This window comes from Extensimonas vulgaris (assembly GCF_003337425.1).
GTDB classification, from domain to species: domain Bacteria; phylum Pseudomonadota; class Gammaproteobacteria; order Burkholderiales; family Burkholderiaceae_C; genus Extensimonas; species Extensimonas vulgaris.
The window spans coordinates 505304-531040 of record NZ_QPJU01000002.1; the positions used below are offsets into that span (position 1 = coordinate 505304).

Below are 25737 nucleotides of genomic sequence, written 5' to 3' on the forward strand. Positions count from 1 at the left end.
TGGCCGAGGGGCGGGGCGGTCAATGCGCGAGTTGTAGGCCCGTAGGCTGGATGTAGCCGAGCTTCCAGGCGAGCAAAATGCCTAGAAAGAGCGCGATCGAAAGTCCCACGCGCACGGCGAGCGCCCGCGCCATGTAGTGGCCCTTGGACTTGTCAGTGCGGTCGCCGCGCATCATGAAAAAAAGCGCGGCGCCCAAGCTCGCGAGAATGGCGAGAAATGCTACGAGAACGACGTATTTCATGCGGGAGATTGTGACATCTTTGCCCGGACAACGCCTGGGTGGACGCTTCTGGCTGATCACGCTGGCAGCGGTGTGTGGCGTCGTGCTTACGCTGGCGCTGGGGCGCTGGCAACTGGGGCGCGCCGCGCAGAAAGAGGCGTTGCAGGCCGCCATGGCAAAGCAGGCGGCGCTGCCGGCGCTCGACGGCAACCAGCTCTTTGCCCATCTGCCGCAGGATGCGCAGCGCGCCCGCGCGCAGGTCGAGCCGCTGTTGTACCGCAGCGTGGTGCTCACGGGCCGTTGGCTGCCTGCGCACACGGTGTATCTGGACAACCGCCAAATGCAGGGCCGGCCCGGTTTTTTCGTCTGCACGCCACTGCAGCTGGAGCCGGGCGGCGCCGTGGTGCTGGTGCAGCGCGGCTGGGTGCCGCGTAACTTCGAGGCGCGCACGCAACTGCCGCCAGTGCAGACGCCTGCGGGGTGGGTGCGAATCGAAGGGCGCCTTGCGCCGCCGCCCTCGAGCTTGCTGGAGTTCGGCCACAGCGCGGCGGCGCCAGGGTCTTCGCCCATCCGGCAGAATCTCGATCTTGCCGCCTTTCGCAGCGAAACGGGCTTGCCACTGGCCGACTGGACGGTGCTGCAAACCGGGCCCGCGAGCGAGGGCCTGCTGCGCGACTGGCCGCCCGTCGCGCTCGGTATCGAAAAACACTACGGTTACGCACTCCAATGGTTCGGGCTCAGCGGCCTGATTGCTTTGCTTTATGTCTGGTTCCAAATCGTCCGACGTTTTCTCCGCCCGCGCACCCAGCCCGCCGCCTGAGCCGCCGCGCGACCATGTGCTTGGGCTCACGGTGCACAGCCTGCCGCAGGCGGGTGACGCCGTGGCCTATGCCGAGCGCGCGCGCTACGGGCGCTGGAAGCTGCTGCTCCTGCTGCTGGTCTGCGCGGCGCCGGTGGTCGCCTCGTACTTCACTTATTACGTAATACGCCCCGAAGCGCGGCGCAACTATGGCGAGCTGATTCAGCCGCAGCGCCCGCTGCCCGCGCTGCCCACGACCACGCTCGACGGCCGTTCCGGCGGGTCGCTTGCCGCGCTCAAAGGCCAGTGGCTGCTCGTGAGCGTGTCGGGCGGGGCCTGCAACGCCAGCTGCGAGCAGCACTTGTACCTGCAGCGCCAGCTGCGCGAGAGCATGGGCGCGGAGAAAGACCGCATCGACTGGGTCTGGCTGATCGACGACGACGCGCCCGTGCCCGCAGCGCTGTTACCCGCCTTGCGCCAGGCGACGGTGCTGCGCGTCGATGCCAAGGCGCTGGCCACATGGCTGCAGCCTGCGCCGGGGCAGCAGCTGGCCGACCATTTGTACCTCGTCGATCCCATGGGGAACTGGATGATGCGCTTTCCGGCCGGGCTGGATCGCGCGGGCGCGGCGAAGGCCAAGCGTGACCTCGAGCGCCTGCTGCGCGCCTCGGCTTCGTGGGACGAACCTGGCCGGCCGGAGTCGCGCTGATGCCAGCGAGCCCGCTTGCCGTTACCGCGGCCACACCGTCCGTTTCGCTCGCGCCTTTGGTGTGGCTGCTGCTGCTCGGCGCCTTGCTCGCGCTCGCGCCGCTCGGTTGGGCGCTGTGGCGCAGCCGCGGCCGCGCGCCGGTGCGCCGGCTGCAGGCGCTCACCGTGCTGACGCTGTTTTTGACCTTCGATCTCATGCTCTTCGGGGCCTTCACGCGCCTCACGGATTCGGGCCTGGGGTGCCCCGATTGGCCAGGGTGCTATGGCCAGGCGAGCCCCGTGGGCGCGCGCGCACACATCGCCGCGGCGCAGCAGGCCCTGCCCAGCGGGCCCGTGACGCATGGCAAGGCCTGGATCGAAATGATCCACCGCTACCTTGCGACCGCCGTGGGCGGGCTCATCATCGTGCTCACGGTGGCAAGCTGGGTGCTCTGGCGGCGCGCGCGTGCCGCAGGCGCACCCGATGCGGCTTTGCCCATCCATCCGTGGTGGCCCACGGCCACGCTGCTGTGGGTGTGCTTGCAAGGGGCATTTGGCGCGCTCACGGTGACGATGAAGCTGTTCCCAGCGATTGTCACCTTGCATCTGGCCGGCGGCCTGGTGCTGCTGGTGTTGCTGTGCGTGCAGGCCGTGCGCCATACGCTCGCGGCACGCGGTGCTTCGCTCGTACCGATGGCCGCGGGCTTGCGGCGTCTACTCTGGGTGGTGGCGGCCTTGCTGGCGCTGCAAGTGTTGCTGGGCGGCTGGGTCAGCACGAATTACGCGGTGCTCGCGTGTACGGACTTTCCCACCTGCCAAGGCAGCTGGTGGCCGCGCATGGATTTCGCGCAAGGCTTCACGCTCTGGCGCCCGCTGGGGCTGCAGGCCGACGGCAGCACGATCCCGTTCGCGGCCTTGACGGCCATCCACTACACGCACCGGCTCATGGCCTACGTCGTGCTGCTTGCGCTTGCGCTGCTGGCTTGGCGCCTGCGCGCCGAGCCGGCGCTGCGTGCGCAGGCACGCTGGCTCGCAGGCTTGGCGCTCTTGCAGCTGCTCACGGGGCTGAGCAACGTGGTGTTCGGCTGGCCTTTGCTTGCCGCGGTGCTGCACACGGGTGGAGCCGCAGCGCTCGCGCTGGTGTTGACCTGGGCGCTCGCGGCGAGCCGCGGTGTTCGCGTGGCGCGTGTGGCCGTGCCTTTCCATGAACCGCAGCCCGGGCGCAGTGTCCGCCACGCCGACGCCAAGGCCGCCCAGATTCGCAATATTTCCGCATGAGTGCCGCTCCCGCCCCCGTTTCCGCCGCGTCCGTGCCTTCGCGCTGGGCGCAGTTTTATGCGCTGACCAAGCCGCGCGTGGTGCAGCTGATCGTGTTTTGCGCGCTCATCGGCATGGTGCTCGCCGTGCCGGGCTGGCCTGCGCCCGACCAGCTCGCGCGCATGGCCGTGGCGTGCTTCGGGATCTGGCTGGTCGCTGGTGCGGCCGCGGCCTTCAATTGCATCGTCGAGCAAAGCATAGACGCCAAAATGAAGCGCACCGCCTGGCGCCCCACGGCCAAGGGCGAGCTTTCGAACACGCAAACCCTGCTGTTTTCCGCGGCGCTGTGCGCGGCCGGCTCGGCGCTGCTGTATTTTTTCGTGAACCCGCTCACGATGTGGCTGACCTTTGCCACTTTCGTCGGCTACGCCGTGGTCTATACCGTGATCCTCAAGCCGCTCACGCCGCAGAACATCGTGATCGGCGGCGCCTCGGGCGCGATGCCGCCGGTGCTCGGCTGGTCGGCGATGACGGGCGAGGTCGGGCCCGAGGCGCTGATGCTGTTTCTCATCATCTTTTTGTGGACGCCGCCGCATTTCTGGGCGCTCGCGCTGTACCGCGTCGAGGACTACCGCAAGTCCGGCCTGCCCATGTTGCCCGTGACGCACGGCAACGAGTTCACACGGCTGCAGGTGTTGCTCTACACCTTGATTTTGTTCGCGGGCTGCCTGATGCCTTTCATCTACGGTATGAGCTCGTGGATCTACCTGGCCGCGGCTGCGCTGCTCTGCGGGGGCTTTTGCTGGCACGCGTTCCAGCTCTGGCGCCACTATTCGGACGCGCTCGCGCGCAAGACCTTTCGTTTTTCGCTGATCCACCTGAGCCTGCTGTTCGCTGCGCTGCTCGTCGATCATTACGTGTTGTGAAGACCATGCACCCCATACCGCGACGCCGAAACGCAATCAAAATCGTAGCTGCTTGCGCTGTATTGGCGTGCACTGGAGCCGTTTTTACGGCATGTTCCGAACAAAAGCCCAGCTTCCATGGCGTGGACATCACAGGCGCCGAGTACGCGCGCGACTTGCAGCTGACCGACCACAACGGCCAGCCGCGCAGCCTGAAGGACTTTCGGGGCAAGGTGGTCGTGGTGTTCTTCGGCTACACGCAATGCCCCGATGTGTGTCCGACTTCGCTGCAGGAGCTGGCCGAGGCCAAGCGCCTGCTGGGGCCGGACGGTGAGCGTCTGCAAGGCGTTTTCGTGACCATAGACCCCGAGCGCGACACGCCCGAGCTGCTCAAGGCGTACATGGCGAACTTCGATCCGAGCTTCATCGCGCTGCGCGGCACGCCCGAGCAGACCGCGGCCGTGGCCAAGGAGTTCAAGATTTATTACAAAAAGGTCGAGGGCAAGACGCCCACGAGCTACACCATGGACCATTCGGCGGGCAGCTACATTTTCGACCCGGCAGGGCGTGTGCGCGTGTTCCACCGCTACGGCAGCGGCGCGCAGGCGCTGGCCGACGACGTGCGCGCGCTGCTGCACGAAACCCCGGCGCGCTGAGCCGGGGCGCTCCGTGCCCGCGGGCGCGGCGGCGATTACAGCGCCTGCAAGGCCGAGCGCAATTCCTGCGTGCGCAAAATCTCGCTGAACACTTGCGGCGCGCGGCCCGGCGCGTAGAGCACGTAAACGGGCACGCCGCTGCGCCCGAGCTGCGCGAGCGCGGCGGTGATGGCCGGATCGCGCAGCGTCCAGTCGGCGCGCAGCAGGGCCACGCGGTGCGCGGCAAAGTCGGCCAGCAAGTCTGCGTCGGCGAGTGTGGTGCGCTCGTTGAACTGGCAGGTCACGCACCACGCGGCGGTGAAATCGACGAACACCGGCGTGCCCTGCGCGCGCAGCGCGTCCACGCGCGCCGGCGACCAGGGCTGCCAGAGGGCGGCAGCGCCGGAAGCGCTCGCACCGGCGCGCACCTGTTGCGCCGCGGGTTTGAGCACAAATTGGCCTGTAGCACCCGCCAATAGGGCGCTAGCAGCTATCAAAATGCTTGTAATGACGAGCCGTGCGCGGCCACGCAGCGTGAGCGCCCAGACCACGGCCGCGAGCGCCACCAGCAGCATCAGCAGCGCAGCTGCGCCGTCGATGCCGGTTTGCTGGCCGTGCACCCAGACCAGCCAGGCCACCGTGGCGAACATGGGGAAGGCCATCGCGTGGCGAAAGGTCTGCATCCAGGCGCCGGGGCGCGGCAGCCAGCCGACCAACGCGGGCGCCAGCGCGGCAGCAAGAAAAGGCAAGGCCATGCCCAGCCCCAGCGCGGCAAACACCGCGAGCGCCTGCGCAGGCGGCAGCGCCAGCGCAAAACCGAGCGACGCCCCCATGAACGGCGCCGTGCAGGGCGAAGCCACGAGCACCGCGAGCAGCCCCGACAAAAAGGCATCGACCACCGGGTGGCGCGCCTGCAGCGTGGCAATGCGGCTGGGCACGAAGCCGCCGAACTCGAACACACCGGCCAGATTGAGCCCGAGCAGCGTGAACAGCGCCGCAAGCAGCGCGACCACCGCGGGGGACTGCAGCTGAAACCCCCAGCCCAGCTGCGCCCCGGCTGCGCGTAAGGCCAGCAGCAGCCCGCCGAGCACGAGGAACGACAGCAGCACGCCAGCCGTATAGGCCAGGCCCGCGAGGCGCTGCGCACGGCGCCGGCCGCCATGCTGCGCCAGGCCCAGCAGCTTGATCGCGAGCACCGGGAACACGCAGGGCATGAGGTTGAGCAGCAGTCCGCCGAGCAGGCCGCCGAGCAGGGGAGGCAGCAAACCACCGGCGCCGGACGCGGCAATGGCCGGCGGCGCGGTGGAGGAGGGCGCCGCCTCGGGCCTTGGGTTGGCCTGCTGCGCCTGGTTCGCGGCCAGCGCTTCGGCGAGCGCCGCGGGCACTTGCGCGCGCGCTGGCGTGCTCCACTGCCCTTGCACCGTGGCCACGGCGCGCCAAGCCTGCACCGCGGTTTGCGTGGCGCCGTTGGCAGGCTTGGCGTCGGGCGCCGCGGGCACGAGCACCAGCGCGAGCGTGGCCGGCGTCGCGTCACGTTGCGGTGCGAGCGGCAGCTCGGCGTTCCAGACCTCGCCCGTCCAGCTTTGCTTCCAGCCGCCAGCGGCGAGCACGGCGGGGGCGAACACCTCGGGCGTCTCGGGCAGCAGCGCGAGCTTTTGCCCGCGCAACGGTGCTGGCAGGCCCACCACGCGCAGGCGCAGCATTTCGCCCTCGACCTGCGCGCTGCTGCCGGGTGGCAGAGGGTGGGGCAGGGCAGCCTGGGCGCGCGCAAAAGCCTCGGCGTGCAGTGCGACGGCGCCGCGCAGCGGCAGCGCCACGGCGAAGTCGCCCTCTTCGGGGATGCACTCGACGCGGCACACGAGCCAGTTTGCGTGCAGGCGCACGGGCAGCGCGTCCTGCCCTGCGGGCGCGGCAAAGCCGGGCGTGACCTGTACCGGCACGGTCAGCAGCACCTGGCCCTCGTAGCCGTAATTGACCAGCTCGCCCACGCGCAGCACCTGCGGCACGGGCCAGGCCACCTCGCCCGCCTGCAGGCCCGGTGGCCATTGCCAGTGCAGCTCGGTCGCGAGGCCCGAATCGCCGGGGTTTTTCCAGTAGGTGTGCCAGCCCGGTTGGTGGCTGATCTGCAGGCCCAGCCACAACGGCCGCCCCGGCGCCACGCCTGCGGGCGCATGCACGAGCAACTGCGCCTGCACATGCGGCGTGCGCACGCTCGCGGTGGCATCGGCGCGCGCTTGCGCGCTGGCAGAGGCGGGCGCGACGGCGCTGCCCAGTTTCAAAGAAAATTCGGCCCTGGCGCCCGTCCACAGGGCGCTAAGTGCTATCAAAAAGAGTGTGACTAAAAACCGGGAAAAGCAACGATGGGGCATGGTGCAAAACAGGCGGGTTTGGCATGTCAGAGCCTGTCGGCGCGCAATGGTTCACCGGCACGCCCGCTGCTCAGGGCGTGGAGGTTAGCGCATCGCCAGCCCGAGTTCCGCGCGCGGCACCCAGCCCTCTTCGGGCGTGGTGCGGACCTTGGGGGCGTTGACGAACAGGCGCTGCGCAGGTAGCTGGTGCGCGCTGAGGTAGCGCACGACGGCCTGGGCGCGGTGCGTGGCCACTTCGCGGGCGAGGTCTTCGCTCGCGGGCAGGTGCGCGAGCAGCAGCGCTTCCATCTCGGGCACGGGCAGGTCTTTGGTCAGGCCCAGCAGGTTGCGCGGCTTGGGGAAGTCGGCGCGGCGGTACACGCGCCTGAGCAGGCTCGCGTATTCGTCGGCGGACAAGGTGGGTTCCTCGTCGGTGGCCAGGTCTTGCGCGGTGGGCGCAGGGGCCTTTGCTGCGGCGCCGGCAGATCCCGGCGTGGCGGGTTCACTGGCGGCGCTGGCGCGCCCGGCGCGGCGCTTTTCGGCCAGCACGAGCTGGCGCAGGCGCTCGCGCTGCAGGCCCTCGCGCTCCTGCACGAGGTTCACCATGCCGGTCACGCTGACCTGCAGCGCGGGCTTTGCGGTGAGCATTTGCACTACCTTGTCGAGCTGCTGGCGCGCCGCGGCCGTGAGCTCGGGGCTGCCGGGCGCGAACACCACTTGGCCCAGATCTTCGGTGCCGCCACCAAAGGCGTGCGCGAGCAGCCGGAACGGGGCAGTGACGGCGCGCGTGATGATGTTGCCGATGATCTTGAGGATCACCGGCCCGAGGCGGAACTGCGGGTCGTTGAGCGAGCCGCTGATCGGCAGGTCGAGGTTGATCACGCCGTTGCTGTCGGCCAGCAGCGCCGTGGCCAGGCGCACGGGCAGGCTGGTCGGCGCGCCCTCGACGGGCTCGCCGAAGGTGAGCTGGTGCAGCACCAGCTTGTTGCTCGCGGTCAGCTGGCCGTCGGGCTGCACCTTGTAGGCCACGTCCATGTTGAGCTTGCCGCTTTCGATGCCGTGGCCCGCGTATTTGATCGCGTAGGGCGACAGCGGCGGCAAGTCCAGGTCGCGTGCCTTGCCCTGGATGTCGAGCACCAGCGGGCGCACGAGCGGGTTGAGCTTGCCCGTGACCTCCAGCGTGGCCGAGCCCTCGACGCGCCCGCGCAGCTCGAGATCGGCGAGCTCGGGCACGCCGTTCGGCGCTTCGGACGAGAACGCGCTGAGCTTGCCCGTGAGCTGCGACAGGTCGGCCGAGTAGTTGGGGTGGATGAAAAAGTCCGAAAACTGCACCGTGCCGTTGACCAGGCTCATGGGCCCGAAGTGGATCACCGGCGCCAGCGGGTCGCGCGCCGGGGCGGGGGGCGTGGTGGGGGCGGGGGCTTGCGGCGTGGCTTGGGCGACGGTTTGCCCTGCGGCCGGCGCGGGCGTCGCGTCCGGGGGCGCAGCCCTGGCGCCGCCCGGCGCGCCTGCAGCTGCCGCGCCGCCTGCGTCTTTGCCCGTGCGCTTGACGATGTCGGCGAGGTTCAGGCGCCCTTCCTCGTTGAGCGCGATGCGGCCGTAAAAGTCGCTCAGGCTGGTTTCGCGCACGTCCAAGCGCAACGGCTGCTGCGGCGCCAATGCCAGGCGCAGGCCGCGCAGGCTCAGGTCTTGCCAGGCGAGCAGCTCCTGACCCACCTGCGGCGCCGTCTTGGCGGTGGAGGCGGCCGTGCTGTCGGCGCGCAGGGCGTCCAGGGCCATGTCGCCATGGAGGAGCAGCTTCGGCCCCTGCGGCGTTTGCGCAAGCGCGAGCTGGCCGAGAAAACCCAGCTCGGCGTGGCGCAGGCGGATCGCCAGAAACTCGCCCAGGTAGCCGTCGAGCGCCTGCAGCGGCAGCTTTTGCGCCGTGATGCGACCTTGCAGCGCGAGCGGCGTGGGCGTCAGGCTGCCCTGGTAGCGCAGCTGCCCGGGCTTGCCGCGGCGCGCTGCCACCTGGGCGGACAGCTGCAGCGCAATGGGCTTGCGCGCTTCGGCGCTCAGCTCGCGCGCCTGGATTTGCAGCGCCGACAGGCGCAGCGCCACGGGCCGCACGGTGGCGCTGCTCGCCTCGTCGCTGTAATCGACGGCGCCGCCGCTGAGCGCGAGCTCGCCCAGCTGTACGCGCCACGGCACGGCTGCCGGGGTGGTCTGCGCAGATTTTGCTTTTCCGGCGGCTTTTTTGGCGGCCTGGTCAGCGGCTTTGGCGGGCGGCTGTGCATCAGCGCCTGCCATCTGGACGCCGCCGCGCAGCCAGCGCTCGAACATCCAATGGCCTTGTGCATCGCGAGCCACGGCCAGCTGCGGCTCGGCAATCGCCAGACGCTGCAGCGTGATCTGGCGCTGCGCCAAGTCGGCCACAGCGTTTTGCAATTCGACCTTGCCCACGCTGGCCAGCGTGTCCTTGCCCTGGCGCAGGGCCAGCTTTTGCAGCACCAGTGGCTGTGCGCTCAGGCGCAGGCCGGGGTGCGCGGCGTTGGCGGCGTCAGTGCCCGGCGCCTGCCACTGCAGGCCCAGCGTGCCGCTGAGCTGGCCCGTCAAGGTGGGCTCGAGCAGCTGCGCCAGATACGGCGCCGCAAGCTGCAGCGCCACGTCCTTGGCTTTGACCTGCAGCTTGGCGCTGTTCGCGCTGGCCTCTCCTTCGAAGGCGAGCGTGCCCTGCGCGGGCAGTTCCAGCGCGCCGTGCAACGGCATGGGCTTGCGCCAGGGCAGCGCAAAGCCCGTTGCTTCGAGGCTGATGTTGTGCGCTTCGAGCGCCGCCGCAGGGCGCGTGCTCGCGTCACGCCACTGCACGCGCCCGCCCTGCACGGCGGCGCGCGCCACTTCGACGTTCCAGCCCGCGTCGGCGGGGGCGGCCGGCGTGGCGGCAGGGGTGCTGGCGGGAGCGCTGGGAACTCCTGCACCCTGGGCGGCGGACTTGGCCGTAGCAACGGCAGCTCCATGGGCGGCCGCGCCTTTGCCCGGTTCGTTCGCGGCGGCGGTTTCTGGTGCTTTTGGGGCGCTTGCCTTGTTATCGGAATTCGTAGCTGCTTGCGCAGGCTGTGCGCCGAGTTGAGCCCAATTCAATGTCCCATTTGCAGCGCGCGCCGCATAGACCTGCGGGGCCGTCAACTCCACCAGCGCGAGCTTGACCACGCGCTCGAGCGGACGCACGTCGGTCAAGTCCACGCGCAGCTGCTCGAGCGCCAGCAGCGGCTGCGCCTGCCGGTCGGCCAGGCGCAGCTGGTGCGCCAGCACCTGCCCGGAGAGCTGCACGCTGGGGCGCGGCGCCTGCGCAAAATTCAGCTGCAAATCCACGTCCAGCACCGCGCCCTGCAGCCGCACCGGCAGGCTGGCGGGCAGGTAGGGCAGATAGGGCGCCAGATCGACCCGCTTCCAGTGCAGCGCAGCCTTGCCGGCACGCTCGGGCGTAAAGGGCTGCGCCTGCGCCTGCAGATCGAACGGGCTGCCGTTCACGGTGAACGAAAGCTGCGGCGTCACGTAGGTCAAGCGCTGCGCGGGCAGAGTGCTCAAAAACGGCAGGCCCAGGTGCAGAACGCGCACGCGGTGGGTCGTGCCCGCGGGCAGGTCGGCAAAGTCTATGCTGCCGTGCGTCAGCTCCAAATTATGGAGCGCCATGCGCAAGGGGCCAGCGCTCGCAGGCGGCTTTTCGGACGGGGCCGAAAACTTGGCGATGATGTCGTCCACGTCGTAATGCCCCTGCCCCTGGTGCGTGAGCCGCAGCACGGGCGCGTCTATGCGCAGCGCGTCCACCACCGGCCCCAGGCGCAGCAGCGACTGCAGCTCGGCATCGACGTAAATGCTGGCGATGTGCAACTGCGGCGGTGTGGCCGGCGCGCCCGGTGCGTCAATGGCTCCAGGGGCGCTCCGGGCGCCGGCCACGTCCAGGTCGCGCAGCGTGAGCTCCAGCGACCAGGGCTTGAACGCGATCGCGCCCACCGTCACCTGCCGGCCCAGCTGCGCGCTCGCAAACCGCTCCAGCGTCCGGTGCAGCAAGCTTGGCAACACCAGCCAGCCCAGCAGCCACCACAGCCCCAGCGCCAGCAGCGCCCAGGCCGCAGCGCGCAGCCAGCGGTAGCGGCGCCAGGCGGACGAGAGGGCGGGCATGGAGGCTTGGCGCATGGTTTGATGAATCAGCGATGAAACATGGCAAGCGTAGCGCATGCGGGCAAGGCGGCGTTGCAATTTCGTTGCGGTTTGTCATGGGTGGAATTGCTAAACTTCACGCCATGAGCGCGATCACCTTCGATACCCTGAAATACGCCAACCGGCTCAAGGCCGCCGGCATGGATCCGCGTCTGGCCGAAGAGCAGGCCGAGGCGCTGGCGGATGCGCTCACGGAGCAAACCCAGCTCACGACCAAAACCGATCTGGTCGAATTGCGCATGGCCACCAAAGCCGACCTCGCAGACGCCAAGACCGACCTCATCAAATGGGTCGCGGGCATGCTGGTTGCCCAGGCCGCAGTCGTCGCGACGCTGGTCAAATTGCTCTGAGCGCGGCCACCGCCAGTCGCGCATCGGCCGCTACCATCGCGGGCATGAACGCACCCACAAGCCCGCCCAGCCCGTCCACCACCGTCTCGTCCGTCACCGCCCCCGTGCGCTTCTGGGCCGACCTGAGCGCGCGCGAGTTTGCTGCGCGCCAGGCGTCTGGCCTGGCCGCGCAGACCATCGCGGTGCTGCCCGTGGCCGCGATCGAGCAGCACGGGCCGCACCTGCCGCTCTCGGTCGATGCCACCTTGCTGCAAGGCGTGATAGCCGCCGCGCTGCCGCTGCTGCCCGCCGACCTGCCCGTGCTCTTTCTGCCGCCGCAAAACGTAGGGCTCAGCACCGAGCACAGCCGCTTCGCCGGCACGCTCACGCTCTCGCCCCCCACGGTGCTTGCGCTGTGGACCGAAATCGGTCACTGCGTGGCGCGCGCGGGCGTCAAAAAGCTGCTGCTCTTCAACGGCCACGGCGGGCAGGTCAGCGTGATGGACATCGTTGCGCGCGAGCTGCGCGCGCAGTGCGACTTGCTGGTCTATGGCGCAAGCTGGTTCAGCCTGCCGCTGCCCGACGAAGTGCAGGGCCTGTTCAGCGCCACCGAGCACCGCTTCGGCATCCACGCGGGCGAGATCGAAACCTCGATGATGCTGCACCTCGCCCCCGAGCGCGTGGCCATGCACGAGGCGCGCGACTTTCACTCGAGCGCACAAGACCGCGCGGCGCGCTACGCCATTGTGGGCAACGGCAAAAGCGCCAAGCTCGGCTGGCAGATGCAGGACTACCACCGCGCCGGCGCCGTGGGCAACGCCGCCGCCGCCAGCGCCGCCAAAGGCCGCGCCCTGGTCGAGGCCGCGGCGCAGCAGCTTGCCTTGCTGCTCCAGGAATTGCATGCGCTGCCGCTCGGCACGCTCGCGCCGGGGCCGGATTTCGGGGCGGGGGCGTAGTTCAGCGCCGCCCCGGGCGCGCTATGAATATCACAGCGTCAAAATCGTGCACCCCGTGGTCTTGCGCGCTTCGAGGTCGCGGTGCGCCTGCTGCACCTCGGCGAGCGGGTAGCGCTGGTCGATGTGGATTTTCACGGCGCCGCTCAAGACCACGGCAAACAGGTCGTCGGCCATGGCCTGCGTGCTCTCGCGCGTGGCGATGTGCGTGAACAGCGTCTGGCGCGTGACGTAGAGCGATCCTTTGGCGCCCAAAATCGCGGGTGAAAACGGCGGCACCGGGCCCGAGGCGTTGCCAAAGCTGGCCATCAGGCCGAAAGGGCGCAGGCAGTCGAGCGACTTGTCCCAGGTGTCCTTGCCCACCGAGTCGTACACCACCTTCACGCCTTTGCCGCCCGTGATCTCGCGCACGCGCGCGACGAAGTCCTCGGTGCGGTAGTTGATCGCGTGCGCGGCGCCGTTGGCGAGCGCGAGCCGGCATTTGTCATCGGTGCCTGCGGTGCCGATCAGCTGCAGGCCCAGGTGTTTGGCCCACTGGCACGCGATCAGGCCCACGCCGCCCGCGGCCGCGTGGAACAGCACGTGGTCACCGGGCTCCAGCCCTTCGACGGGGCGCACTTTCTTGAGCAGGTATTGCGCCGTCAGGCCCTTGAGCATCATGGCCGCGCCGGTCTCGAAGCTGATGCCGTCGGGCAGTTTGCACACGCACTGCGCCGGCATCACGCGGCGCTCGCAGTAGCTGCCGGGCGGGTGGCTCGCGTAGGCCACGCGGTCGCCCACGGCAAGGTGCGTCACGCCCGGCCCCACGGCCTCGACCACGCCCGCGCCCTCCATGCCTATGGTGGCAGGAAGTTGCAGCGGGTACAGGCCCGTGCGGTGGTAAACGTCGATGAAGTTCAAGCCGACGGCATGGTGGCGGATGCGCACCTCGCCGGGGCCGGGCTCGCCCACGGGCACATCGACGATTTGGAGTTGTTCGGGGCCGCCGGGTTGGCGGATTTGGACGGCAAGGCTCATGGCAGGGCGTCTCCTGTGAAAACAAAAACAGAGCAAAAACAAGGGGCGCCATCGTGCCACGAAATTGCGCGCGGTGTATTGAACCCAGATTGTCCATTAGGCGGTACTGCGCACCTACGCGGGCGTTGGCGGACGTCTGCCGGTCATTTCGGCCGCGGCTTCGGCGTCCATGGCACTGGCCATGGACTTCTCACCCGCGACCAAACTGCCACGCCAGCCGCCTCGCCACCATCCCGCGTCCTAATGAACAATCTGGGTTGAAGCCGGCATGCAGCCTGTCGGCGTTGCGCGCTCGCACGAGCCGGCGCGTGCATGGCGATAATGCGCGCCATGCCCAACCGCTGGAAACCCAATGTCACCGTGGCGGCGCTGATCGAGCGCGAAGGCCGCTTTCTGCTCGTCGAAGAAGACACGGCCGATGGCCTGCGCTTCAACAACCCGGCCGGGCACCTGGACCCGGGCGAGTCGCCCATAGAGGCCTGCGTGCGCGAGGTGCTCGAGGAGACGGCCTACGACTTCACGCCCACGGCGCTGGTGGGCATTTACCTCAACCGCTTCCGGCGCACGCGCACGGGCGACGACATCACCTACCTGCGCTTTGCCTTTGCAGGCACGGTGGGCACGCACCACGAGTGGCGCCAGCTCGACGAGGGCATCGTGCGCGCGCTGTGGCTCACGCCCGACGAAATCCGCGCCTGCGCCGAGCGCCACCGCAGCCCCGTGCTGCTGCAATGTTTGCACGATTACCTGGCCGGGCAGCGCCACCCGCTCGAATTGATCCACACCGACGCGAGCGTGTGGAACGGTGGTGCCTGATGCCCAACGCAATCGCCTGACGCCGCAAGCGCTGCCTGCAGCCAGCCTGGCGCGGGATAATTCCGCCCATGCACAAATACCGCGTCGTCGTGGGCCTCTCGGGCGGGGTGGATTCCGCCGTCTCGGCCTACCTTTTGCAGCAGCAGGGGCATGAAGTCGTCGGCATCTTCATGAAGAATTGGGAAGATGACGACGACAGTGAATACTGCGCGTCGAATGTCGATTTCGTCGATGCCGCAGCCGTGGCCGACGTGCTGGGCATCGAAATCGAGCACGTCAACTTCGCGGCCGAATACAAAGACCGCGTGTTCGCCGAATTCTTGCGCGAATACGAAGCCGGGCGCACGCCCAACCCCGACGTGCTGTGCAATGCCGAGATCAAGTTCAAAGCGTTTCTCGACCACGCGATGCGCCTGGGTGCGGAAAAAATCGCCACCGGCCACTATGCGCGCGTGCGCCAGAACCCGGCGAGCGGGCGGTTCGAGCTGCTCAAGGGGCTGGATGCCGGCAAGGATCAGAGCTATTTTCTGCACCGCCTGAACCAGGCGCAGCTTGCCAAGACCTTGTTCCCCGTGGGCGAGCTGCAAAAAGCCGAGGTGCGCCGCATCGCCGCCGAGATCGGGCTGCCGAACGCGCAGAAAAAAGACTCGACCGGCATCTGCTTCATTGGCGAGCGGCCGTTTCGTGAATTTTTGCAGCGCTACCTGCGCCACACGCCCGGCCCCATCCTCGACGACAAGGGGCGCAAGCTCGGCGAGCACGTGGGGCTGAGCTTTTACACCCTGGGCCAGCGCCAGGGCCTGGGCATAGGCGGCGTCAAAGAGCGCGGCGCGCAGCGCGGCGGCGGCGCGCACGCGCCCTGGTTCGTCGCGCGCAAGGAGCTGGCGAGCAACGTGCTGCGCGTGGTGCAGGGGCACGACCACCCGTGGCTGCTCTCGCAGCGCCTGGATGCGCAAGACGCAAGCTGGGTCGCCGGCCAGCCGCCCGCGCCGGGCGCCTACGCCGCCAAGACGCGCTACCGCCAGCAGGATGCGGCGTGCACGCTGGTGCACACGCAGGGTGACCAGTTCTGCCTCGAATTCGCCACGCCGCAGTGGGCCGTCACGCCCGGCCAGAGCGCGGTGCTCTACGCGGGCGAGGTGTGCCTGGGCGGCGGAGTGATCGCCGCGGCCGAGCCGGCAGCGGCGGATTGAGGCCGGGCGATCCTGCAGCCTCCGGTGCGACCGAAATCCCTACGAAAAAGCGACTCTTTTGATGAATACCTGGTTTGACCCCGACTCGCTGCGCGCGCTCTGTTCCTCCAACAATTGGGATCGCGGCGCGGCGCTGTACCGTGGGCAGCGCGTGCTCAGCATGCGCATCGAAGCGCTCGCAGACCGCTGGCAGGTCAGCGGCGAAGTGCAGGGCACGCAGCGCGAGCCCTACGAGGTGGTCGTGCAGCTGGCCTTTCGGCACAAGGGCGTGCTGCAGTCCTGGCAGGGCCTTTGCACCTGCCCGGTGGGCTTTCAATGCAAGCACGCCGTCGCGCTCTCGCTCAAGGCCGCGTACCAGGGGCAGCGCTGGCTGCAGACGCACGGCATTGCGCCCGCCGAGATGGCCGCGGCGCCGGAGCCCAGCCCCGAGGAACGCGAGCGGCTGCGGGCGCAGCGCGCCGAGCAAGAGCGCCTGCAGGCCGAGGCCAGGCTGCTCGACTGGCTGATAGCGCTCGACAGCGCCGAGCTGCAGCCGTCCCAGCGCGGCCCGCGCGCTGCGCAGGGCGAGCGCCGCGCGCCGCGCATCGACCAATACCTGTACCTGCTTTCGGTGCAGGGCCGCACTTCGCGCCGGCCACTGCTGCGGCTCGAGGCCGTGCTGTCCACGCCCAAAGTCTCGGGCGGCTGGGCCAAGCCGCGCAACATCCGCACTCCGCCCGGCCCCGGCAACCAGGCCTACGACCACGCGAGCGAAGCCGATCGCCAGATACTGCAGCTGCTCGCGAGCGTGCCGCAAGTGTCCTCGTATGGCTACTACTACCACTACAGCGGCAGCCTGCCGAGCGCCGTGCTCGAAGGGCGGTTGAGCGTGATGGCGCTCGAGATGGCCGCGGGCACGGGGCGCCTGTTTGCCGCCACCGAGACCCACGAGCTCGGCATGCCGCTGCGCTGGGGGCCGCCGCGCGCGCTCGACTGGGCATGGCAGGAGGTGGCGCCGGACAAAGCACGCAGGGCCGCCAAGGCAGCCCCGTCCGACGCTGCGGCCGAGGCAGCCGCCGAAGCAGCCACCGAAGCACCGGCGCCGCGCCTCTGGCAACTCTGCGCCCGGCTCGCCGCGCCGCTGCAAGAGGTGCCGGCGCAAGAGGCGCCGGCGCAAGAGGCGTCGCCCGAGCTGCTGCAGGCACCGGGCGCCGCCACAGCAGCACAAGCCGCAGCCGACATGGCCGCCGCATCCAGCGCACCCGCCATCCCGGCGCCCGGCGCCGCGGTGCCGAGCCGCTCCGCAACGCCCACCCCAGCCGCCAGCGCCGGCACCACCGCCACCGCCGGCACCGCCGCGCCGCGCGTCTGGCTGTGCCTGAACGATCCACCGCTGTACCTCGACCTGGAGCTGGGCCTGACGGGCTTGCTGCAGACCGACGGCTTCACACCCGCGCAGCTCGAGCTGCTGCTGCACGCCCCGGCCCTGGACGAGCGCGCGCTGCGCCAGCAGCAAAACCACCTCGTGCAGCGCCTGGGCCGGCTGCCGCTGCCGCCGGTGCTGCCGGAAATAGAGCGCGTCGAAGGCGGTGCGCCGCAAGCCTGGCTGACGCTTGCGCCCACGCCGCTGGCCGAGCGCCCCGTGCAGGGTCTGATCACCGCGCAGCTGCAGTTCGACTACCAGGGCCACCGCGGTTGGTGGGGGCTGGACGGCGCGCCCGTGCTGCTCGATGCGCCTGCGGCCGACGCTGCGGCGGCAGATGCTGCGGATGCGGCCGCCGTGGCCAAGACCCGGCGCATCCTGCTCGTGCGCCAGCCCGAGGCCGAGCGCGCAGCCTTTGCGCGATTGCAGGCGCTGGGCCTGCTGGGCACGGACGCGGGGCGCTTTTACCTGCCTGGCCCGGCGCTGCAAAGCACCTGGCTCGAATGGTTCGAGCAGGACTTTGCGCCGCTGCGCGCCGAAGGCTTTGCACTCACGCTCGCGCCCGAGCTCGCCGGCTGGGTGCGCCATGCCGACGTGCTCGACGTGCGCATGCACCCTGAAGGTGCGGGCGGGGCCGAGGACGCGGGCCTGCACGAAGGCGACGACAGCACCTCGCCCTGGTTCACGCTCTCGCTGGGCATGGAAATCGACGGCCAGCGCCACAACATCCTGCCCTGGCTGCCCGACCTCATCGATGCGGCGGCCGCGCACCCGCCCAACCCCGCCACGGGCGAGCCCACGTTGCCGCCCTACGTGTTTCTGCCCATGCCCGGCGGCGAGGGCTTCGTGCGCCTGCCCACCGAGCCGCTCAAGCCCTGGATGGCCGCGCTGCTCGAACTCGTGGGCGAGCGCGGGCACGACTTTGCGGGCGACGGCCTGCGCCTGTCGCGCCTGGAGGCGCTACGCGCGAGCGCCGCGCTCGGCGAAGGCGCACAGTGGCAGGGCGCCGAGGCGCTGCGTGCGCTGCTGCAGCAGCTGCGCGGCCAGGCTGCCTTGCCCGAAGTGGCCGTGCCCGCGAGCGTGCAGGCCAGCCTGCGCCCCTACCAGCAGCAGGGCTTGAACTGGCTGCAGTTTTTGCGCGCGCACGGCCTCGCGGGCATCCTCGCCGACGACATGGGCCTGGGCAAAACCTTGCAGACCCTCGCGCACATCCAGGTCGAAAAAGACGCGGGCCGGCTCGACCGCCCCGCGCTCATCGTTGCCCCCGTGAGCCTGCTGGGCAACTGGCAGCGCGAGGCCGCGCGCTTTTGCCCGCAGCTGCGCAGCCTGGTGCTGCACGGCAAGGAGCGGCACGAGGTGGCGCAAACGCTCTCTGAATACGACCTGGTGATCGCGCCGTATTCGATCCTGCAGCGCGACCGCGAGCGCTGGCTGCAAAACCCCTGGCATATCGTGGTGCTCGACGAGGCGCACCACATCAAAAACGCCAGCACGCACGCCGCGCAGGTGGTGTACGCGCTCGACACGCGCCACCGCCTGTGCCTCACCGGCACGCCCATGGAAAACCACCTGGGCGAAATCTGGAGCCTGTTCCACTTTTTGATGCCGGGCTTTCTGGGCAGCCAGAAGCGCTTCACCGAGCTGTACCGCACGCCCATCGAAAAGCACGGCGACGCCGAGCGCCTGGCGCAGCTGCGCGCGCGCATCACGCCCTTCATGCTGCGCCGCACCAAGGCGCTGGTGGCGCACGAGCTGCCGCCCAAGGTCGAAACCGTGCTGCGCGTAGAGCTCTCGGGCGCGCAGGCCAACCTGTACGAAACCATACGCCTGGGCATGGAAAAAACCGTGCGCGAGGCGCTCGCGGCCAAGGGCCTGGCCAAGTCGCAGATCACCATCCTCGACGCGCTGCTCAAGCTGCGCCAGGTGTGCTGCGACCCGCGCCTGGTGCCGCTCGATGCCGCAAAAAAGGTCAAGACCTCGGCCAAGCTCGAGCAGCTCATGGAGCTCTTGCCCGAAATGCTTGCCGAAGGGCGGCGCATTTTGCTGTTTTCGCAGTTCACGAGCATGCTCACGCTGATCGAGCAAGAGCTGCACAAGCACAAGCTGCAGTGGGCCAAGCTCACAGGGCAGACGCGCAAGCGCGACGAGGTCATCGACCGCTTCACGAGCGGCGAAGTGCCGCTCTTTCTCATCAGCCTCAAGGCCGGCGGCGTGGGGCTCAACCTGCCGCAGGCCGACACCGTGATCCACTACGACCCGTGGTGGAACCCCGCCGTCGAAGCCCAGGCCACCGACCGCGCGCACCGCATCGGCCAGACGCAAAGCGTGTGGGTGCTCAAGCTCGTCGCGCAGGGCACCATCGAAGAGCGCATCCTCGCGCTGCAAGAGCGCAAGGCCGAGCTCGCCAGCAGCATGTACAGCGGCGCCAGCGCGCGCAAGGAGCCGCTCTTCACCGAGGACGATCTGGCCGAGCTGCTGCGGCCGCTGGAGTAGCGCGCGGGGCAGGGCGGCAGCGCACGGCTGCGCAGTCGCCAACGTGGCAAGCAAGTTGCTTGACCGACGCTTTGCTTTTACAGAGTATGCTTTGGGCGTGGAAACGCAGGCCCAGCTCGACTTTCTGCGCGCTGCGCAATGCGACCACTACCAGGGCTGGCTGCTCGCCAAGGCCATGCCCGCCGGGCAATTGGGCGCGTGGCTGCAAGCGCGGGCTGCGTGACGCCCCGGTGTGAAAATCCTCCACCCCTCTTTCCCTCACCACCCAGGAGTCCCTGATGAAAGCAAGCCTTCGAGTTTCCTCCCAAGCCCGCAAATTCCTGCCCTGGTCGGCGCTGGCTTTGGCCGCTACCTTGGGCATGGCCACGCCCGCAGCGATGGCGCAAAAGCACCCTGCGGGGCACAAGCACCAGAAGGTCGAGGACGCCGATCTCAAAGAAATGACGGTGAGCGGCACGGGCATCGTGGTCGACGTGGACACGGCGGCGCGCCAAATCGTCATCAAGCGGCCTGGCGGCGGCTATTCGATCTATCAGGTCGGCCCCGAGGTGCAAAACCTCGAAAAAATCCAGCGCGGTGACCGCGTGCACGTGCGCTACCACGTCAGCATTGCGCTGGAGCTGGCCAAAAACGGCTCTGGCATACGCGAGCGCGTCGAGCGCGTGGGCGAGCGTCCGCTGCCCAGCGGCCAGCCCGGCGGCCTGGCGCGCCAGACCATCGTCGTCGTCGCCAACGTCGAGGCGTTGGACCGCACCCGCAGCGTGGTCACGCTGCGCGACGCCAACGACCGCCTCTATGACGTGCACGTGAGCGACCCGGCGCGCCTCGAAAAAGTCAAAGTCGGCGACCAGGTCAAGGCCCGCATCACGCGCTCGATGGCGATCGTGGTCGAGCCCGCGGCCGATGAGCCCCAAGCGCAGTGAGCCTAGCAGCCTGTCGGACTTTGGAATCGTCGGCTGCGAATGCGCCGCAGCGGCCCATTTTTTACCGGCTTCTTGCCCCATAGTCCCGCTATGGGGCTGCGAATCCGGCAAAAACTGGCCTCGCTGGGGCACCTTCTCGCTTTCGACGCCCAAAGTCCGACAGGCTGCTAGGCGGCGCCAAAACCGCCAATGATTGGTTTTTGCTAACGGAAAAGTGAGCTTTAAGCGCAGATAATACCTGCGCTAGAGGTCGTTTTCATGATGCAAATTTTGCAATCAAAAATATAGCAAATTCTGCCATGGCGGCGCATGTGCGCTCCATGGCTTTCGTTTATTGAAGGAGACGCACGCATGAGTTCCCCGACCAAATACCTGCTGCAGGAAAGCCAGATGCCCCGCTTCTGGTACAACATCCAGGCCGACCTGCCCGCGCCGCTGCCGGTGGTGCTGCACCCCGTGACCCTGCAGCCCATCGCGCCCGACGACCTGGCGCCGCTCTTTCCCATGAGCCTGATCGAGCAGGAAGTAACCACCACGCGCGAGGTCGAAATCCCCGAGCCCGTGCGCGAGGTGTTTCGCCTGTGGCGCCCTGCGCCGCTGTACCGCGCGCACCGCCTCGAAAAGGCGCTGGGCACGCCCGCCAAGATTTTCTACAAATACGAGGGCGTGAGCCCCGCCGGCAGCCACAAGCCCAACACCGCGATCCCGCAGGCCTGGTACAACGCGCAGGCCGGCGTGCGCCGCCTCACCACCGAGACCGGCGCCGGCCAATGGGGCACCTCGCTCGCGTTTGCGGGGCAGCTCTTCGGGCTCGACGTGCAGGTGTTCCAGGTGCGCGTGAGCTACGAGCAAAAACCCTACCGCCGTGCCGTCATGGAAACCTACGGCGCGCGCTGCATCGCCTCGCCCAGCACGGAAACCGCATACGGCCGCCGCATCCTGGCCGAGCGCCCCGACCATCCGGGCAGCCTCGGCATCGCCATCAGCGAGGCCGTGGAAATCGCCGCCCAGCGCGACGACACCAAATACGCACTGGGCTCGGTGCTCAACCACGTGCTGCTGCACCAGACCATCATCGGCCTCGAAGCCATGGAACAGATGCAAATGGCCGACACCTGGCCCGACGTGGTCGTGGCCTGCACCGGCGGCGGCAGCAACTTTGCCGGCATCGCCTTCCCGTTCATAGGCCACGGCCTGCGCGGCGGCCCCAAGCCGCGCATCGTGGCCGTAGAGCCCGCCGCCTGCCCCAGCCTCACGCGCGGCAAATACGCCTACGACTACGGCGACACCGCGCACCTCACGCCCTTGACCAAGATGCACACGCTGGGCAGCACCTTCACGCCGCCAGGCTTTCACGCCGGCGGCCTGCGCTACCACGGCATGGCGCCGCTCGTGAGCCACGTCCGGGAGCTGGGCCTGATGGAAGCCGTGGCCTACACCCAGGTGGACTGCTTTGCCGCGGGCGTGCAGTTCGCGCGCGCCGAAGGCATAGTGCCCGCGCCCGAAGCCAACCACGCCGTCAAGGGCGCAATCGAAGAAGCGCTGCGCTGCAAGCGCGAGGGCAAGGCCGAGACCATCCTCTTCAACCTCAGCGGCCACGGCCACTTCGACATGGCCGCCTACCAGGCCTACTTCGCCGGCCAGCTCAAGGACGAGTCCTACGACGAGCGCGAACTCGCGCAGGCGCTGTCGGGGCTGCCGGCGGTGGGGGCATAGGAAATGACCATATCGCCTGCGTTACCGGCCCACGTTTTCCGATACACAGCATCATCGTCGTGCAGGCCCGGACGGTGGCGCCCATAGTCGCACCCAGCTATCGGCTGTACCCGGATACAACGACAGAGCAGTCGCAAATGGAAGCTGCGTTACGAATAATTGGGGTCAGTAATGGGGTCAGATTCCAATTACCTGCGGAGTGCGATGTGGGCGTCCTAACGCTCAGCTTAAGCCGCGCTCGCTCCGGAGCGCACCGGAGCGCAGCGCAGGGCGTGAGCATCGGCTTGAAGCGCCTGCTGGCGCCGCGCTATGGTGCTGGAACACCAAGATCTTTGCAGATCTTTTTCACCAGGTAGTCGTTTACTTCGTTGTGACGAGGAACTGCACTTCGTTTGTTCAATGTTGGGTTGTGCCACCAGGAATGGCTGCCGCCTTCTCGCAACAATGAACAGCCGTGAGCAGTGAGATGCTGGAGCAGATCGCGCCGCTTCATACAGCGATGCTGAGTTCTTCATAGTCATTGCCCGCCGCATGGCGGGCATCTTCGCGGTTCATCTCCAGTGCTTCCACAAGCGTAACTCGTAGAGAATCCAGGAGCTCGGCCCGAGTGGGCTCCTGGCAATTGACCCCAGGGATTTCTTCAATCCAGCCGATCCACCAGGGCCCATCCTGCTTCACAACCGCCGTATATGCTTGATTCATGATCTGCACCTCTGTTCGAAGTCTATCGCGGTGAGGTCTCAGGGTTCGCCTCAAGCGACCCAAGGTAATGTATCCGGCAGATACTTTCGGATAAGCTGGGCAGTGCGGAATATTCTTGGCACAGAATCATCCTCAAAGCTGTCCCACATCAACGGGATACAGACTTGATGCTGTACCCGCTGGCATGGCCGTGCGGAAGGCATGCGCCACCCGCGCGACGTAGGGGCGGCGGAAGGGGAGGCATTCCTGAATATGCTGGCCAACGAACGGCGCAAAGCGCCGTCCACCCACAACCAGGCCCTGAACGCGCTGCTAATTGCCATCTGACCCCAATTACACGACCATGCAGTGCAGCGGCGCGGCACGTGGCCGAACGTGCCGGAATGTTTGTCTTTCACCCACGGCGGGTGACGCCGCCCCAGTAATTCCATCTGCTGGGGCGCGCAACAGCCAGGACGAGCAGCGCGCCGTCGCCCTGCGATCGATACGACAGCGAGAACGGAAACCCCGCAACCCCGACGCAGCGTGTATCCGCGACCGAGGGCTCGCCAGACCGAGGGAAAGCGAGCGCCCTTCCCGCCGCCTGCTCAACGGCTCGAGCGAACTCGGCCCCAAGGCCGGGCCTCGCCTCCTCGTACAAAGCCACCGCCGACAAAAATTCTCGGCGCGCATCGGGGAGAAACAGCAGCCTTCTGCTCATTGAGCAATCCTCCTGGCCAAGGCAAACACCTCGTCTGCGGGGCAGGGAGATATCTTGCCCGCATCATAGGCTGCCGCACGCTTTGTCACGGTCTTTTCACCATCGACACCCAGGCCGCCACCAGAGAGAGAATTCCGGCGATCAAGCAGCAATTTGAAAAAATGGACGGCAAAGGTGTCGTCCGGGCGCTCGCCGAAAAACGGCGACTTCACGCGCCATCCATTGACCAACGCATGTTCCGGCTCTTCCATCTCGAAGACGGCGCCCGGGTGCTGCACCAAAAGGCTTCGAAGCCAGGCGGCATAGTCGTCTGAAGGGCCTTGCGCTGCCTGCATCAGTTCGGGAAATGCCTTGAGCAAATGGGCCGCAACGGCCCTGGAGTTCTTGCCGGTGGCAATGCTCCGGCCCGGCAGCGAATACAAGAACGTCCCTGGCGCGTCATCAGGGTTGAAGCCGTCAGAAGCAAAAAGCCTGTGGCGCCAAGCACTGATACCGTCCTTCACGTAGCACAGAATACGCAAGCGCCCGTAGCCCGCATCATGCAGCCGCGACACTGCTGCGACGATGGTGAATGCGTGGCGTTTGGCATTCATTGGGCAATTGGGGTTCATGGAATTATGGCGTGGGGACGGATTTTTTCAGAAACTTTGAAAAATCCAATCCGGAATCAATAGGCCTTATGTTGGTGAATTTATTTTTCGGATCAGTGGAAAGCACAAAACTATAGAAATCTCCGGTCTTCTTGGACCAAAAGCATAAACTTTTGATGTTTTCTCGAAGGAACGCAGTTGGGATTTCAAGTACGTGCAGCCGGCGCCCATCAGGATCATGTAACACAAAGGTGATGAGTTCCAATTTCTCGGATTCAATTTCCCATGTCGGGATATCGAGCCACCAGACCGGAGTGGCTTCATTGATATTCGAGAAGTGAATGCCCTTCTTCGGCGTCACATTGACAATTTCTAGGGCAACGGCTTTTTGCATTTTTGTCATTGGGGCATGATGCTTTGGAGCTGCGAGGATGGCATCTGGCTTCTTGACAAGGACGTCTTCTGCGAGAGGCGTAAATTTTGCAATATCGCTCGTGATGTCTTTGCCTTGCGGGTGGTTGAAAAATGCCTGATCCGTGGTGATCACGTAGCCGTTTTGATGGTTGTTGGGCTTTGCCAATGCCTGGGCGACGTCCTTGGATATTTCCAGCGCTTTCAGCAAATACCCTTTTGCGTCAAAAATCATCACCACCAATACATCAAAATCCCACGACCTGATGATACCTAATTGCGTAGTAGAGGTGCTGCCACTCAATTTTCTGGACTTCACCTGGTACAGTTTGCCGTTGGGCCCTTCAATGTCCGCACTTTTGTTGGAGGCCGGAAGACGCTTGCCGCCATAATGCTGAAGAGCCAGATGTTCGCCATATTCGCCCACGATACCACCCGTTCCGCCAAGCAACTCAGCCAACAGGTTGGCGCATTGGTTGTACATGATCCAGAGTTCTTGCACGTGTTCCATGAATTTTCCCTGAATTTTAAGCGGCTTTTTAATCAATCGCCCAAATTACCCTACACCGGCTTCAAAAACAACCCCACCGTGAGCGCCAGCCCGATGCACACGATGGCCACGCGCAGCGCGCGCTCGTTCACGCGCTGCAGCGCCCATGAGCCGATCAGCCCGCCGCCGATGGCGCCTGCGCACAGCACCAGCGCCTCGCGCCAGTGCAACTCCGGCGAGGTGACGAACAGCGCCACGGCCGAGGCGTTCATGACGCCGGCCAGCGCGTTTTTGGTGGCCCCGGCGTTGCGCGTGGGCAGGCCCGCCATGGTGAGCGCGGCGATCATCAAAAAGCCGATGCCGCCACCAAAGTAGCCGCCGTAGATGGCGATCAAAAACTGCGCAATGCCCGCGGCCACGGGGCCGATGTGTGTGGCCTGATCGCCCGTCTTGCGAAAAAAACTCCCCCACGCGAAAACGACCGTGGCAAACAGCACCAGCCAGGGCACGAGGCGCGCGAACACCGTGGGCGGCGTGTGCAGCAGCAACAACCCGCCCGCCGCCCCGCCCGCGATGCTGATCACGAACAGCGCCCAGAACGGCAGCCGCCCCGCACCCGTCACGAGCCGCCGCCCCGCCAGCCCCGAGGTGATCTGCCCCGGAAACAGTGCCACCGTCGAAGTGATGTTGGCCGCAAGCGGCGACATGCCCGCGAGCATGAGCGCCGGCAAGGTGATGAAAGAGCCACCGCCCGCAAGGGCGTTTTGCACGCCGGCCCACAGGCCGGCCAGAAAAATCAGGATCAGGATCAAAAGAATGCTCCATGCCAGCGCGGGCGCTGCAAAGCCGGCAAAAATACCATAGAGGACAAGGGCTTGCAGCAAGCGGAGCATCTTGCATTTTTGCTCTTTTTCCAGAAGCTGCTTGCGCTGAATTTTTGAGCGCTGCATG

The 25737-nt window shown here is 67.2% G+C and carries 23 protein-coding genes; 14 read left to right on the forward strand and 9 right to left on the reverse strand.

Going from position 1 to position 25737, the window contains the following annotated elements:
* Window positions 1-19: 19 nt before the first annotated feature.
* Window positions 20-241 carry a twin transmembrane helix small protein gene (locus DFR45_RS05270; protein ID WP_114482622.1) on the reverse strand — a complete coding sequence of 74 codons (222 nt, stop codon included), beginning with the start codon at window positions 239-241 and terminating at the stop codon, window positions 20-22.
* On the opposite strand from DFR45_RS05270, the gene DFR45_RS05275 reads away from it, so the two are divergent.
* From DFR45_RS05275 to DFR45_RS05295, 5 genes are read left to right on the forward strand one after another with little or no spacing between them, the layout of a single operon-like run.
* Window positions 240-1040 (forward strand): SURF1 family protein, encoded by an 801-nt coding sequence (locus DFR45_RS05275; RefSeq protein ID WP_241659345.1) that lies wholly within the window; start codon window positions 240-242, stop codon window positions 1038-1040. The two genes, DFR45_RS05270 and DFR45_RS05275, sit on opposite strands and share 2 nt — an antisense overlap.
* Window positions 982-1728: a hypothetical protein gene (locus DFR45_RS05280; protein ID WP_114482624.1), complete on the forward strand. Its 747-nt coding sequence runs from the start codon at window positions 982-984 to the stop codon at window positions 1726-1728. The genes DFR45_RS05275 and DFR45_RS05280 overlap by 59 nt, the downstream gene beginning before the upstream one ends.
* A complete protein-coding gene (locus tag DFR45_RS05285; protein ID WP_114482625.1) occupies window positions 1728-2984 on the forward strand; it encodes a COX15/CtaA family protein in 1257 nt (418 codons plus the stop codon). Before DFR45_RS05280 ends, DFR45_RS05285 begins: the two co-directional genes overlap by 1 nt.
* The gene (gene cyoE, locus DFR45_RS05290) at window positions 2981-3889 is read left to right on the forward strand and encodes a heme o synthase (protein WP_114482626.1); all 909 of its coding nucleotides are present in this window, start codon (window positions 2981-2983) and stop codon (window positions 3887-3889) included. Before DFR45_RS05285 ends, cyoE begins: the two co-directional genes overlap by 4 nt.
* Window positions 3890-3894: 5 nt before the next feature.
* Window positions 3895-4524 carry an SCO family protein gene (locus tag DFR45_RS05295; protein ID WP_114482718.1) on the forward strand — a complete coding sequence of 210 codons (630 nt, stop codon included), beginning with the start codon at window positions 3895-3897 and terminating at the stop codon, window positions 4522-4524.
* 35 nt (window positions 4525-4559) lie between these two features.
* Here the strand turns inward: DFR45_RS05295 and DFR45_RS05300 are convergent, their stop codons facing one another.
* Window positions 4560-6872: a protein-disulfide reductase DsbD family protein gene (locus DFR45_RS05300; protein WP_114482627.1), complete on the reverse strand. Its 2313-nt coding sequence runs from the start codon at window positions 6870-6872 to the stop codon at window positions 4560-4562.
* An 84-nt stretch (window positions 6873-6956) separates the two neighbouring features.
* On the reverse strand, window positions 6957-11027 hold the full coding sequence (locus DFR45_RS05305) for a DUF748 domain-containing protein (RefSeq protein WP_114482628.1): 4071 nt from the start codon (window positions 11025-11027) through the stop codon (window positions 6957-6959).
* A 107-nt stretch (window positions 11028-11134) separates the two neighbouring features.
* Here DFR45_RS05305 and DFR45_RS05310 point away from each other — a divergent pair, with 107 nt between their 5' ends.
* Together DFR45_RS05310 and DFR45_RS05315 are read left to right on the forward strand one after the other, a co-directional pair.
* On the forward strand, window positions 11135-11401 hold the full coding sequence (locus DFR45_RS05310) for a CCDC90 family protein (protein WP_114482629.1): 267 nt from the start codon (window positions 11135-11137) through the stop codon (window positions 11399-11401).
* 44 nt (window positions 11402-11445) lie between these two features.
* Window positions 11446-12336, forward strand: coding sequence for a creatininase family protein (locus tag DFR45_RS05315; protein ID WP_114482630.1), 891 nt, complete (start codon window positions 11446-11448; stop codon window positions 12334-12336).
* A gap of 30 nt (window positions 12337-12366) precedes the next feature.
* On the opposite strand, the gene DFR45_RS05320 is transcribed toward DFR45_RS05315, so the two are convergent.
* Window positions 12367-13350: a quinone oxidoreductase family protein gene (locus DFR45_RS05320; RefSeq protein ID WP_114482631.1), complete on the reverse strand. Its 984-nt coding sequence runs from the start codon at window positions 13348-13350 to the stop codon at window positions 12367-12369.
* 330 nt (window positions 13351-13680) lie between these two features.
* On the opposite strand from DFR45_RS05320, the gene DFR45_RS05325 reads away from it, so the two are divergent.
* The 6 genes from DFR45_RS05325 to DFR45_RS05350 all read left to right on the forward strand — a co-directional run bounded on the left by DFR45_RS05325 (window position 13681) and on the right by DFR45_RS05350 (window position 21893).
* The gene (locus tag DFR45_RS05325) at window positions 13681-14166 is read left to right on the forward strand and encodes an NUDIX hydrolase (protein ID WP_114482719.1); all 486 of its coding nucleotides are present in this window, start codon (window positions 13681-13683) and stop codon (window positions 14164-14166) included.
* Window positions 14167-14234: 68 nt separating this feature from the next.
* On the forward strand, window positions 14235-15359 hold the full coding sequence (gene mnmA / locus DFR45_RS05330) for a tRNA 2-thiouridine(34) synthase MnmA (RefSeq protein WP_114482632.1): 1125 nt from the start codon (window positions 14235-14237) through the stop codon (window positions 15357-15359).
* A 61-nt stretch (window positions 15360-15420) separates the two neighbouring features.
* On the forward strand, window positions 15421-19254 hold the full coding sequence (locus DFR45_RS05335; protein WP_241659348.1) for a DEAD/DEAH box helicase: 3834 nt from the start codon (window positions 15421-15423) through the stop codon (window positions 19252-19254).
* 91 nt (window positions 19255-19345) lie between these two features.
* A complete protein-coding gene (locus DFR45_RS14480; RefSeq protein ID WP_158636977.1) occupies window positions 19346-19477 on the forward strand; it encodes an EAL domain-containing protein in 132 nt (43 codons plus the stop codon).
* Between the two features lie 55 nt (window positions 19478-19532).
* Window positions 19533-20177: a hypothetical protein gene (locus DFR45_RS05345; RefSeq protein WP_144686915.1), complete on the forward strand. Its 645-nt coding sequence runs from the start codon at window positions 19533-19535 to the stop codon at window positions 20175-20177.
* Between the two features lie 351 nt (window positions 20178-20528).
* Window positions 20529-21893, forward strand: coding sequence for a TrpB-like pyridoxal phosphate-dependent enzyme (locus tag DFR45_RS05350; protein WP_114482635.1), 1365 nt, complete (start codon window positions 20529-20531; stop codon window positions 21891-21893).
* A gap of 307 nt (window positions 21894-22200) precedes the next feature.
* On the opposite strand, the gene DFR45_RS14805 is transcribed toward DFR45_RS05350, so the two are convergent.
* Window positions 22201-22386: a type II toxin-antitoxin system HicA family toxin gene (locus DFR45_RS14805; RefSeq protein ID WP_114482636.1), complete on the reverse strand. Its 186-nt coding sequence runs from the start codon at window positions 22384-22386 to the stop codon at window positions 22201-22203.
* Window positions 22383-22595 (reverse strand): type II toxin-antitoxin system HicB family antitoxin, encoded by a 213-nt coding sequence (locus DFR45_RS05360; protein WP_114482637.1) that lies wholly within the window; start codon window positions 22593-22595, stop codon window positions 22383-22385. Before DFR45_RS05360 ends, DFR45_RS14805 begins: the two co-directional genes overlap by 4 nt.
* Window positions 22596-22796: 201 nt before the next feature.
* Between DFR45_RS05360 and DFR45_RS14750 the strand changes: the two genes are divergently transcribed.
* The gene (locus tag DFR45_RS14750; protein WP_114482638.1) at window positions 22797-22922 is read left to right on the forward strand and encodes a phage integrase N-terminal SAM-like domain-containing protein; all 126 of its coding nucleotides are present in this window, start codon (window positions 22797-22799) and stop codon (window positions 22920-22922) included.
* Window positions 22923-23291: 369 nt separating this feature from the next.
* On the opposite strand, the gene DFR45_RS05375 is transcribed toward DFR45_RS14750, so the two are convergent.
* Genes DFR45_RS05375 through DFR45_RS05385 form a run of 3 tightly spaced genes read right to left on the reverse strand, consistent with a single transcriptional unit; the run spans window position 23292 to window position 25595 of the window.
* Window positions 23292-23888 carry a hypothetical protein gene (locus DFR45_RS05375; protein ID WP_114482640.1) on the reverse strand — a complete coding sequence of 199 codons (597 nt, stop codon included), beginning with the start codon at window positions 23886-23888 and terminating at the stop codon, window positions 23292-23294.
* 22 nt (window positions 23889-23910) lie between these two features.
* On the reverse strand, window positions 23911-24807 hold the full coding sequence (locus DFR45_RS05380; protein WP_144686916.1) for a hypothetical protein: 897 nt from the start codon (window positions 24805-24807) through the stop codon (window positions 23911-23913).
* Between the two features lie 50 nt (window positions 24808-24857).
* Entirely contained in the window at window positions 24858-25595 is a 738-nt protein-coding gene (locus DFR45_RS05385) for a sulfite exporter TauE/SafE family protein (RefSeq protein ID WP_114482721.1), read from the reverse strand.
* Between the last annotated feature and the right edge of the window lie 142 nt (window positions 25596-25737).

What these genes read in the sequence shown, in the direction of transcription:
- DFR45_RS14805 (WP_114482636.1), bottom strand. Translation starts at nt 22,386, where the DNA reads ATGAAGCGGCGCGATCTGCTCCAGCATCTCACTGCTCACGGCTGTTCA.
- DFR45_RS05310 (WP_114482629.1), top strand. Translation starts at nt 11,135, where the DNA reads ATGAGCGCGATCACCTTCGATACCCTGAAATACGCCAACCGGCTCAAG.
- DFR45_RS05305 (WP_114482628.1), bottom strand. Translation starts at nt 11,027, where the DNA reads ATGCGCCAAGCCTCCATGCCCGCCCTCTCGTCCGCCTGGCGCCGCTAC.
- DFR45_RS05275 (WP_241659345.1), top strand. Translation starts at nt 240, where the DNA reads ATGCGGGAGATTGTGACATCTTTGCCCGGACAACGCCTGGGTGGACGC.
- DFR45_RS05320 (WP_114482631.1), bottom strand. Translation starts at nt 13,350, where the DNA reads ATGAGCCTTGCCGTCCAAATCCGCCAACCCGGCGGCCCCGAACAACTC.
- DFR45_RS05295 (WP_114482718.1), top strand. Translation starts at nt 3,895, where the DNA reads ATGCACCCCATACCGCGACGCCGAAACGCAATCAAAATCGTAGCTGCT.
- cyoE (WP_114482626.1), top strand. Translation starts at nt 2,981, where the DNA reads ATGAGTGCCGCTCCCGCCCCCGTTTCCGCCGCGTCCGTGCCTTCGCGC.
- mnmA (WP_114482632.1), top strand. Translation starts at nt 14,235, where the DNA reads ATGCACAAATACCGCGTCGTCGTGGGCCTCTCGGGCGGGGTGGATTCC.
- DFR45_RS05360 (WP_114482637.1), bottom strand. Translation starts at nt 22,595, where the DNA reads ATGAATCAAGCATATACGGCGGTTGTGAAGCAGGATGGGCCCTGGTGG.
- DFR45_RS05380 (WP_144686916.1), bottom strand. Translation starts at nt 24,807, where the DNA reads ATGGAACACGTGCAAGAACTCTGGATCATGTACAACCAATGCGCCAAC.
- DFR45_RS05270 (WP_114482622.1), bottom strand. Translation starts at nt 241, where the DNA reads ATGAAATACGTCGTTCTCGTAGCATTTCTCGCCATTCTCGCGAGCTTG.
- DFR45_RS05345 (WP_144686915.1), top strand. Translation starts at nt 19,533, where the DNA reads ATGAAAGCAAGCCTTCGAGTTTCCTCCCAAGCCCGCAAATTCCTGCCC.
- DFR45_RS05350 (WP_114482635.1), top strand. Translation starts at nt 20,529, where the DNA reads ATGAGTTCCCCGACCAAATACCTGCTGCAGGAAAGCCAGATGCCCCGC.
- DFR45_RS05335 (WP_241659348.1), top strand. Translation starts at nt 15,421, where the DNA reads ATGAATACCTGGTTTGACCCCGACTCGCTGCGCGCGCTCTGTTCCTCC.
- DFR45_RS05280 (WP_114482624.1), top strand. Translation starts at nt 982, where the DNA reads ATGTCTGGTTCCAAATCGTCCGACGTTTTCTCCGCCCGCGCACCCAGC.
- DFR45_RS14750 (WP_114482638.1), top strand. Translation starts at nt 22,797, where the DNA reads ATGCGCCACCCGCGCGACGTAGGGGCGGCGGAAGGGGAGGCATTCCTG.
- DFR45_RS05300 (WP_114482627.1), bottom strand. Translation starts at nt 6,872, where the DNA reads ATGCCCCATCGTTGCTTTTCCCGGTTTTTAGTCACACTCTTTTTGATA.
- DFR45_RS05375 (WP_114482640.1), bottom strand. Translation starts at nt 23,888, where the DNA reads ATGAATGCCAAACGCCACGCATTCACCATCGTCGCAGCAGTGTCGCGG.
- DFR45_RS05315 (WP_114482630.1), top strand. Translation starts at nt 11,446, where the DNA reads ATGAACGCACCCACAAGCCCGCCCAGCCCGTCCACCACCGTCTCGTCC.
- DFR45_RS05285 (WP_114482625.1), top strand. Translation starts at nt 1,728, where the DNA reads ATGCCAGCGAGCCCGCTTGCCGTTACCGCGGCCACACCGTCCGTTTCG.
- DFR45_RS05325 (WP_114482719.1), top strand. Translation starts at nt 13,681, where the DNA reads ATGCCCAACCGCTGGAAACCCAATGTCACCGTGGCGGCGCTGATCGAG.